The sequence below is a fragment of the Vibrio sp. 10N.261.51.A3 genome (assembly GCF_041471965.1).
GTDB classification, from domain to species: domain Bacteria; phylum Pseudomonadota; class Gammaproteobacteria; order Enterobacterales; family Vibrionaceae; genus Vibrio; species Vibrio crassostreae_C.
The window spans coordinates 1-8,851 of record NZ_JBFRPK010000013.1; the positions used below are offsets into that span (position 1 = coordinate 1).

Genomic DNA, 8,851 nt, shown 5'->3' on the forward strand with positions numbered 1-8,851 from the left:
GTGTATAAGAGACAGCCTTAATAGGGGCCTTTTTTGTACTTGGAAGTTTTAAAATTGTTGTCGAGCATGCTCACTTACACCCGTAATCTCTGCGTGCTCTCTTAGAATTTCAAACAACTACTTTGAAAAGCAATGATACTAGAGGCTTCTTTAAAGGAGCTATTTTTTGTATCTGGTGGCTGGTGGATTTGGGATTAAGAGTAAAGAAAAGCGGGTATTAAAAAGGGTTAATGCTTTCACATTAACCCTTTGGTATTTGGTAGTGTCGATTCTACTTTTTGATGCTAAGTAGGGTGCCTGACTTACACTTGAATGAGTAATAGTGGCGGCTCTCGTTGAATTTGCCTAAGCCTTCGCCATCGCAGTAGTCGATGTTGATATCACGCATTACTTCTAGTGTATCTTCGCTGTTCAAAGCGAATTTAGAGCCATCAGAGCAGACGATGCGAACTCGTTCATCATGGCTTACAGAGTAAATATCGACTTCAGTATTACACAGCTCAAAAGAGGCTTCGCGAAAGTTGTCTTGCTGAGTATTTGAAGCGCAACCTGCGGTGAGTGCGGCTGCGATAACGGCTAAAAGTCCGAGTCTTTTCATTGTTAATCCTTCACTATCATCAAGTTGAGTGATGAGTTTTATATGCTAGTTTAGGTAGCCTATACAACAATACGCTTTGGTTCAAGGCGCGTTCGTTGACTCTAAGATATAAAAGTATAGGTGCATACAGATAATTTATAATGGGTTTGCTGCGTGTTTCCTTATTACGTATCACCAACAAAAAAAGACCAACACAGAGGTTGGTCTTTAAATAGGAAGATTTTTTAAACGACTATCGAAACTGTTTAGCTTCTGGAAGATACTCAAAACCAGCAGACGCGAGCTTAGCGATTAAGGCTGCTTTGTCGATTTCGTAGAAGTTGACCACTCGATCTAAATCACCGCCGAAGTCGTCACGAAGCTTCATGTTGACGATGCTCATCAACATCACTGGATCCATTTTTTCAAAGTTAGCGAGGTTCATATTAGTCCTCGAAATCTGAAATCAGTAAGTTAGCAGCGGCAAAGGCTGCACGTTCACGAGCTTCTTTAGGAAGAGACTCATCGGCAGCAAGGTCATTCAATGTTTTTACTGCGCAGGTGATCGCTTTAGGGATATAGCCTTGGTCGCCACTGCCAATTTGAGAATACAGTTCACGAACCAAATCACAACAATCGTATACTTTCATTTTTATACCTAACCAAATGATAACTGATCTCAATATACACATAGAGATAAGCAAAAACAAAGTGGATCTGATCAAGTTCAGAGTTAGTTTGTCCTTGCTCAATATCTCACTTGGTTAGCTCGCTGCTTAGGCCGTTCTTTACGGCTTCGTTTGGTACTTGCCGATTAGCCAGAGACTTGTTGTTCAAGTTGATAGGTGACTTCATCAGCAAGATTGAGCTGTTTCGCGAGCTCTTTCAGGTACGCCTTCTCCATGAAATTCTGTTCGTCGGCCACAATCAAAGAGGCTAAGTAGATCTCACTCGCCTGTTGAGGTGACGTTGCCAGTTGAGCGATTTCGCTTGGGTCGAGTGGCTTATGCAGTTCTTCAGAGACCAATTTAGTCAGTTGATAATCAGCGCCCATATTCTCGACGGCTTGCTCTATCTTAGCCATCTCTTCTTCATCAACATGGCCATCAGCTTTAGACGCGGCAATCATCGATCGTAGAATCAGCACGCTGTGGTTTGCATCATTTTCATCAAACTGAGCCTGTTCGGCGTTAGGTGTCTGGCCTTGTTTGGACTGGTAGTCGTTGTAGACTTTATAAGCCAAAGCGCCCAGTGCTGCTGCGCCGCCAATCCCAGCCGCTTTCTTACCCATTTTCTTAGTCTTCTTAGAGCCCATTAACGCACCTAACAGTCCTCCGCCAACTGCGCCTGCACCGAAGGCTCCGAGTGTACTTTTACTGCTACTCTTGCTATTGCTGCCTTGAGAAAGGCCACTTAAACTTGAAGACCCTTGTGAAAGTTTCTGAGTACCTTGTTTTACGAGATCTGATTTAAGTGCTTGGTTCAGTAAGCTTTTGATATCCATCGATACCTCCAATGGTGAGCATGTCCAAAAAGTTGATGACACCAATATACGGATTTAAAGATGAACAGGGGATTAACTTACGTTATTTACTCTACTGATAAATAGAAGGGAGTTTGAAGCGAAATGACAGGCACAAAAAAGGCCACCTAACGGCAGCCTTTCAATGTTTATCTAGTCAGTAATCGGATTACTAAGCTAGTTGAGCCTTAAGGTGCTCGATAACCGTGTCCATTGCGATAGCTTCTTTATCACCAGTACGACGGTTTTTGTATTCGAAGTTACCTTCGTCCATGCTGCGATCGCCGATAACGATAGTGTGAGGGATACCCACAAGCTCGATATCTTTAAACATAACACCAGGGCGCTCTTTACGGTCATCGAATAAAACTTCGATACCCATAGCTGTTAATTCAGCGTATAGCTTCTCAGCTGCTTCTTTAACGCGCTCAGATTTGTGCATGTTCATTGGTACGATAGCAACTTGGAACGGCGCTAGTGCGTCTGGCCAAGTGATACCGAATTTATCGTGGTTTTGCTCGATAGCAGATGCAACAACACGTGAAACACCGATACCGTAACAACCCATCTCTAGGATTACGCTCTTACCATCAGGACCAAGCACGTTACAGTTCATTGCTTTAGAGTAAGTATTACCCAGTTGGAAGATGTGACCCACTTCGATACCACGCTTAAGCTGGATAGTACCTTTACCACATGGGCTAAGGTCACCTTCAACTACGTTACGTAGGTCTTCAACTTGAGCAAGCTCAACGTCACGACCCCAGTTGATGCCGAAGTAGTGCTTACCGTCTACGTTTGCACCAGCGCCGAAGTCACTCATTACAGCAACTGAGCGGTCAACGATGAATGGTAGCTCTAGGCCAACAGGGCCAAGTGAACCAGGACCAGCGCCAACAAGTGCACGGATTTCTTCTTCAGAAGCCATCTCTAATGGAGAAGCAACCTGTGGAAGGTTTTCTGCTTTCACTTCGTTAAGCTCGTGGTCACCACGGATGATTAGAGCAATGATATCTGCTTCTACTTCATCAGATGCTTTAACGAATAGAGTCTTAACTGTCTTCTCGATTGCTAGACCGTGTTGCTCTACCAATTCTGCGATAGTTTTCGCATTTGGTGTATCAACCAGTTCCATCTCTTGAGTTGGTGCTGCTGCATCTTCAGTAGGAGCAAGTGCTTCTGCTTTCTCGATGTTCGCTGCGTAATCAGATTCAGAAGAGAATGCGATTAGGTCTTCGCCGCTTTCAGCAAGAACGTGGAACTCTTGAGAGCCGCTGCCTCCGATTGCGCCAGAGTCTGCCAATACTGGACGGTATTCAAGGCCCATACGGTCGAATGCTTTACAGTAAGCATCGTGCATCGCTTGGTAAGACTTTTCTAAGCCTTCTTTGTCGATATCAAAGCTGTACGCATCCATCATAGAGAATTCACGTGCACGCATTACGCCAAAACGAGGGCGGCGCTCATCACGGAATTTAGTCTGGATTTGGTACAGATTTAGAGGTAGCTGTTTGTAAGAGCTGATCTCGTTACGTACTAGACTCGTTACCACTTCTTCAGCTGTTGGGCTAAGAACAAATGGACGAGAGTGACGGTCTGTGAAACGAAGTAGCTCAGGCCCCATCTTTTCAGAACGGCCAGTCTCTTCCCAAAGCTCAAACGGTTGAACTACGGGCATCAAGATTTCAACGGCACCTGCATTATCGATCTCTTGGCGAACGATATTTTCGACTTTACGCAGTACACGTAGACCAGTAGGTAGCCAAGTATATAAACCTGAAGCTAGCTTACGGATCATACCTGCACGTAGCATCAGCTGGTGGCTGATAACTTCTGCGTCGTTTGGAGTCTCTTTCAGAGTAGAAAGAAGGTAGTTACTGGTACGCATTCTATGGTATCCGTTTCATCATTGATAAAAGAAAACTTGCTGTCGTTCGTGACCACAGCAAATCTGATATAGCCGCATATAATATCAGCCTATTTGGGATCTCAAAAGCGTTCAATGTCAGTTACATTGATGAAAAGCGTTTCAACTACGAATTTCACGTTAAGATCGAACAAATTTACCGCATATTCCTTACTGTCAGGTTTACCTTTCTTATAGGCAGGGCGAGGATCTTGGCCTAATACTTCTTTGATCACTTGAATGATATGGCGCGCCTGTGGATGGCTTGCGAGCTTACTTTGCGCTTGCTGCGAAAAGTTAACGTCGAGCACCTCTGGTTCGTCGGCGGCGAACCCTCCCAATGCATCCGGAATCGAATCTGAGTAGGGGATATAAGGCTTGATGTCGATGATCGGTGTACCGTCTACTAAGTCGACGCTGCCGAGATCCAACCAAGTCTGTCCTTTCTCTTGAGACACACCTTTTAGTTCAACCGCAGACATGCCAATTCCATTTGGTCTGAATGTGGCACGTGACGCGAATACACCAATACGTTCATTCCCGCCAAGGCGAGGTGGCCTCACAGTTGGTTTCCAGCCTGCTTCAAGGTTCTTGTCGAACAGAAATAGTAACCAAACATGGCTAAATTGCTCTATATAACGAACAGACTCAAGGCAGTTTGCTGCATCAACCAATCTGACTCTTGAGGTGGATGTGGGTACCAACCTGGGCTGCCTTGGCACAGCGAACTTCTCTTTATAAGGAGACTCAATAAAGCCAACAGGTTCAATTGTGTACATAGTTGGGTGTTCTCTGATTACGATTAAGACGGAAAAATATCATAAAATCGCTTGTTTTTCTTTTGATAACAATTGTCACTTGTAGTGTTATAACATATCAAGTTGGTTATTTAAGGGGAATACAATGAAACCGAATATCCATCCAGATTACCGTCCCGTGGTTTTTCATGATACCAGTGTCGATGAGTACTTCTTAATCGGCTCAACGCTAAAAACAGACCGTACTATCGAATGGGAAGTCGGCAATACTTACCCTTACTTCACGATTGAGGTGTCGCCAAAGTCGCATCCTTTCTATACGGGTAAACAACGAGTGCTACATAAAGAGGGACGCGTTGCGAACTTCACTCGTCGTTTTGGTCAATTAGGTAAGGGAGCGAAATAGAATGAAAGTTGTGAAATCACTTAAAAGCGCGAAAAGCCGCCATCCTGATTGCCAGATAGTAAAGCGCAGAGGTCGTCATTATGTTATCTGCAAAACCAATCCGAGATTCAAAGCGGTTCAGAATTAGTCAGTCAAATTGATGTGACGCGAGTGTAAAAACGAGGGGAAAGTCAAACTTCATTCATTTGTCTGTTTTTCTTTTCCCTCGAGAAGAACCTGACAGGATATTGCGTATTAACTTAGAGTATGGCGTGTTTTATTTTCAATTGAATCAATGAGTTATATCATCAGTTATATTTGTAGTGAATGTGTGCTTGTGAATTATAAATCTAGATTTTGTATTTAATGTAGATTTATTTGCTAATTAATTGTTCTAATGTAGTTAAAAATCGTCGTTTGTTACACATTTTGTAACATTTTTAATTTCTAATTAATAATTTTGTCGCGTACCCTTCGCTGGCAATTTGAACATTTTTGTCACAATTGCATAGGAATCACTACAAGGAGGGAACTGATGAGTTCATCAGCTTCAATAAAAAACAACTCGCCAAAGAAACCTATTTTTACCCGTTTTCTCGATGGTGTTGAATATTTGGGGAACCTATTACCCCACCCGATCACTCTTTTCGCAATCTTCTGTGTCGCTATTCTAGTTACTTCAGGTATAGCAGGATATTTTGATGTGTCTGTTATGGACCCTCGTCCAGAAGGTGCTCCAGGTCGTGCTGCTGACGGCATGATCTACGTTGTAAGCTTACTTAATGCTGAAGGCTTACAGCTCATTGTTACTAATCTAGTGACAAACTTTGTTGGCTTTGCGCCATTAGGTACCGTGCTTGTTGCAATGCTAGGTGTTGCGATTGCTGAGCACTCAGGTCTATTATCTGCGGCGATGCGTGGCATGGTAATGGGCGCATCTAAGCGCATGGTTACGGTAACCGTAGTTTTCGCAGGTATTATCTCTAACACGGCTTCAGAGCTTGGCTATGTAGTACTTATCCCGCTTGCAGCAATGCTTTTCCACTCTTTGGGTCGTCACCCATTAGCAGGTCTAGCGGCAGCATTTGCTGGTGTATCTGGTGGTTACTCTGCAAACCTTCTAATCGGTACGGTTGACCCGCTGCTTTCTGGTATTACTACAACAGCAGCACAAATGATTGACCCGACTTACAACGTTGGTCCTGAATCAAACTGGTACTTCATGTTTGTTTCTACTTTCTTCATCGCGATTACAGGTGCATTTGTAACTGAGAAGATTGTTGAACCAAAACTGGGTAAATACAACGACGAAGAAGCGTCTGAAGATTTATCAAATGATTCAATGGGCAAGCTAACAGACGTTGAGAAGAAAGGCCTTAAGTTTGCGGGTATCGCAGTGCTAGCGGTTTCAGCGCTTCTTGCTTGGACGATTGTTCCAGCTGATGGTGTTCTACGTTCAGCAGCAGGTACGGTTTCAGGTTCTCCATTCCTGAAAAGTATCGTAGCGTTCATCTTCGTATTCTTCGCAGTTCCTGGTTTTGTTTACGGTAAAGTTACCGGCACAATGAAAACAGACCGTGATGTAATCAATGCAATGTCTAAGTCTATGTCTTCAATGGGCATGTACATCGTACTTGTGTTCTTCGCTGCTCAGTTTGTTGCTTTCTTCAAGTGGACTAACTTCGGTCAAGTATTCGCAGTTGCAGGTGCTACTTTCCTACAGGATATCGGCCTAACGGGTCCAATGTTGTTCTTCGCATTCATCCTAATGTGTGGCTTCATTAACCTGATGATCGGTTCGGCTTCTGCTCAGTGGGCAGTAACAGCGCCAATCTTCGTTCCAATGCTAATGTTAGTAGGTTACGCACCTGAAACGATTCAAGCGGCTTACCGTATCGGTGATTCAACAACCAACATCATTACGCCAATGATGAGCTACTTTGGTCTTATCCTAGCTGTAGCGACGCGTTACATGAAGAACCTAGGTATCGGTACTCTGATTGCAACTATGCTTCCATACTCAATCGTATTCTTGGTTGGTTGGAGCTTAATGTTCTACGTTTGGGTATTCGTGTTTGGCCTACCAGTAGGTCCAGGTGCTGCAACGTACTACACGCCTTAGTTGTAGAGTAGGGGAAACCTTCTTCTAATTGATATTAAAAAAACCTGCATTGTTTGCAGGTTTTTTGATTTTTTATGGAGAGATAGAACTAGGTTAAGCTCGGATGAGCCAGCTAGCGTTTGGCTAGAATTCTATCTAAGTGGTTGGCAAACTCACGACGGTCGGTTTGAGAAAGGGCACTTGGTCCACCCGTTTGGATGCCACTTGAGCGCATAGTATCCATAAAGTCACGAATGTTCAGACGCGCTTTGATGGTCTCTTTGGTGTAAAGCTCACCACGAGAGCTGAGTGCTTGCCCACCTTTGGTGATCACTTCGTCAGCCAGAGGGATATCGGATGTAATCACAAGATCGCCGGGTTCAGTGCGTTTTACGATTTCATCATCAGCAATATCAAACCCGCTTGGCACTTGAATTGAGTGAATGTTATTGCGTTTAGGAACGGGAACCAGATGGTTTGCCACAAAGGTACATTCAACCCCTGTGCGCTCAGCTGCGCGTACGATTGTTTCTCGGATAACCTTTGGACAAGCGTCCGCATCAACCCATATCTTCATAGTGTTCTAATTTCTCTGTTAGCTTATTTATCGGTCAACTTATTGCTCAGTTGCCTTATTGATCAGTTAGTTTAGCTTCAAGCATGGCAACGCGAGCAGTGAGTTCAAGGATTTGCTTTTCCAGTTGGCTAACACGATCAAGTGCTGGCTCTGCTTGTGCCGCGACTTCCACTTTAGGAACGCGATTCGCACTTTTCCAGCTCTTGATGGTTGTAATCAAAGCTGGCATTGGAACGGATGTACTCATACGAGCTTTCACTAAAGCAACAGTTGGCTCTTTCCCTTGTGCTTGCAGTCCTTCAAGCACTGATTTCAACTCTTCAGACACATCTTTTGTCAGCATGTTGACCTCCATTTTTAGTATTCGGTCATTTTACTCGCTCCGGTGAATGATAGCGAATCATAAAACCGCCCACAGCTTGTGAGAGATCTCTTACAAAGGCTGTAAGATAACACGAATACATCGCTAGAGAGATTGATGTGCACATGGTTAAGCTTTTGAATTTTAATTGTTTTATATAATTAACAACTTTATTGAATTGAAAGTGTGATGCAAATCTATTGTCCAAAATCCTAAATCGCGTAAATTAAACCTTGTCGGAAGGATTCTGACACGGAACAGGAAAGCACCAAGGATTTGGTTATCTTCAGGATGAAGATTTGGTTACTTAGGATTGAGTAGTCAAGCATGGAGCGTAAGGACATTGTAGGGATACAGCCAGTTAACAGGAAGTTAGCTGCAACGGAATGACAATGGACACCTTTAGGATTTAAAGGGTTGGATTAGCATCAGGACGATGTAAAGGACACCGCTCACGGAACAAGTGATGTGCGCTAACTAGGATTGTTAGCTTTCAGGATGATTGGACACCGCTAGGACGGCGAAGTAAAGGAAAGAGCTGAAGGATTACAGCCACTATTATGGATGATGCATGGAGCATTTATTAGTAGCCGGACTGCTGCGAGTAAGACCCTAGCCCTGACACTTCGGTGTCGGGGCTTTTCTTTGTGCGCCGAGCATGGCG

The 8,851-nt window shown here is 43.9% G+C and carries 11 protein-coding genes; 3 read left to right on the forward strand and 8 right to left on the reverse strand.

Going from position 1 to position 8,851, the window contains the following annotated elements:
* Positions 1–271: 271 nt before the first annotated feature.
* From AB4371_RS04055 to tsaA, 6 genes are all read right to left on the reverse strand, one after another.
* The gene (locus tag AB4371_RS04055; protein ID WP_102320137.1) at positions 272–598 is read right to left on the reverse strand and encodes a hypothetical protein; all 327 of its coding nucleotides are present in this window, start codon (positions 596–598) and stop codon (positions 272–274) included.
* A gap of 232 nt (positions 599–830) precedes the next feature.
* Entirely contained in the window at positions 831–1,022 is a 192-nt protein-coding gene (locus tag AB4371_RS04060; RefSeq protein WP_004738555.1) for a DUF4250 domain-containing protein, read from the reverse strand.
* Position 1,023: 1 nt separating this feature from the next.
* Complete coding sequence (locus AB4371_RS04065; RefSeq protein ID WP_008222923.1) at positions 1,024–1,227, reverse strand: YaeP family protein; 204 nt, start codon at positions 1,225–1,227, stop codon at positions 1,024–1,026.
* A gap of 164 nt (positions 1,228–1,391) precedes the next feature.
* The gene (locus AB4371_RS04070; protein WP_017060754.1) at positions 1,392–2,081 is read right to left on the reverse strand and encodes a tellurite resistance TerB family protein; all 690 of its coding nucleotides are present in this window, start codon (positions 2,079–2,081) and stop codon (positions 1,392–1,394) included.
* Positions 2,082–2,271: 190 nt separating this feature from the next.
* On the reverse strand, positions 2,272–3,987 hold the full coding sequence (locus tag AB4371_RS04075) for a proline--tRNA ligase (protein WP_137002450.1): 1,716 nt from the start codon (positions 3,985–3,987) through the stop codon (positions 2,272–2,274).
* A gap of 101 nt (positions 3,988–4,088) precedes the next feature.
* The gene (gene tsaA / locus AB4371_RS04080) at positions 4,089–4,784 is read right to left on the reverse strand and encodes a tRNA (N6-threonylcarbamoyladenosine(37)-N6)-methyltransferase TrmO (protein ID WP_372149060.1); all 696 of its coding nucleotides are present in this window, start codon (positions 4,782–4,784) and stop codon (positions 4,089–4,091) included.
* Between the two features lie 124 nt (positions 4,785–4,908).
* Here tsaA and AB4371_RS04085 point away from each other — a divergent pair, with 124 nt between their 5' ends.
* The 3 genes from AB4371_RS04085 to AB4371_RS04095 all read left to right on the forward strand — a co-directional run bounded on the left by AB4371_RS04085 (position 4,909) and on the right by AB4371_RS04095 (position 7,270).
* Positions 4,909–5,169: a type B 50S ribosomal protein L31 gene (locus tag AB4371_RS04085; RefSeq protein ID WP_017066390.1), complete on the forward strand. Its 261-nt coding sequence runs from the start codon at positions 4,909–4,911 to the stop codon at positions 5,167–5,169.
* A gap of 1 nt (position 5,170) precedes the next feature.
* Positions 5,171–5,296, forward strand: a complete 126-nt coding sequence (gene ykgO / locus AB4371_RS04090) for a type B 50S ribosomal protein L36 (protein ID WP_083190210.1) — start codon at positions 5,171–5,173, stop codon at positions 5,294–5,296.
* 387 nt (positions 5,297–5,683) lie between these two features.
* Positions 5,684–7,270, forward strand: coding sequence for an AbgT family transporter (locus AB4371_RS04095; protein WP_017066391.1), 1,587 nt, complete (start codon positions 5,684–5,686; stop codon positions 7,268–7,270).
* A gap of 112 nt (positions 7,271–7,382) precedes the next feature.
* On the opposite strand, the gene AB4371_RS04100 is transcribed toward AB4371_RS04095, so the two are convergent.
* Together AB4371_RS04100 and AB4371_RS04105 are read right to left on the reverse strand one after the other, a co-directional pair.
* Positions 7,383–7,826, reverse strand: a complete 444-nt coding sequence (locus AB4371_RS04100) for a YaiI/YqxD family protein (protein ID WP_017063355.1) — start codon at positions 7,824–7,826, stop codon at positions 7,383–7,385.
* Positions 7,827–7,881: 55 nt separating this feature from the next.
* A complete protein-coding gene (locus AB4371_RS04105; RefSeq protein ID WP_372149062.1) occupies positions 7,882–8,169 on the reverse strand; it encodes a hypothetical protein in 288 nt (95 codons plus the stop codon).
* Positions 8,170–8,851: the final 682 nt, after the last annotated feature.

Bases quoted from the DNA above. Each gene is read 5' to 3' on its own strand.
- AB4371_RS04055 (WP_102320137.1), bottom strand. From the start codon at position 598: ATGAAAAGACTCGGACTTTTAGCCGTTATCGCAGCCGCACTCACCGCA.
- AB4371_RS04060 (WP_004738555.1), bottom strand. From the start codon at position 1,022: ATGAACCTCGCTAACTTTGAAAAAATGGATCCAGTGATGTTGATGAGC.
- AB4371_RS04065 (WP_008222923.1), bottom strand. From the start codon at position 1,227: ATGAAAGTATACGATTGTTGTGATTTGGTTCGTGAACTGTATTCTCAA.
- AB4371_RS04070 (WP_017060754.1), bottom strand. From the start codon at position 2,081: ATGGATATCAAAAGCTTACTGAACCAAGCACTTAAATCAGATCTCGTA.
- AB4371_RS04075 (WP_137002450.1), bottom strand. From the start codon at position 3,987: ATGCGTACCAGTAACTACCTTCTTTCTACTCTGAAAGAGACTCCAAAC.
- tsaA (WP_372149060.1), bottom strand. From the start codon at position 4,784: ATGTACACAATTGAACCTGTTGGCTTTATTGAGTCTCCTTATAAAGAG.
- AB4371_RS04085 (WP_017066390.1), top strand. From the start codon at position 4,909: ATGAAACCGAATATCCATCCAGATTACCGTCCCGTGGTTTTTCATGAT.
- ykgO (WP_083190210.1), top strand. From the start codon at position 5,171: ATGAAAGTTGTGAAATCACTTAAAAGCGCGAAAAGCCGCCATCCTGAT.
- AB4371_RS04095 (WP_017066391.1), top strand. From the start codon at position 5,684: ATGAGTTCATCAGCTTCAATAAAAAACAACTCGCCAAAGAAACCTATT.
- AB4371_RS04100 (WP_017063355.1), bottom strand. From the start codon at position 7,826: ATGAAGATATGGGTTGATGCGGACGCTTGTCCAAAGGTTATCCGAGAA.
- AB4371_RS04105 (WP_372149062.1), bottom strand. From the start codon at position 8,169: ATGCTGACAAAAGATGTGTCTGAAGAGTTGAAATCAGTGCTTGAAGGA.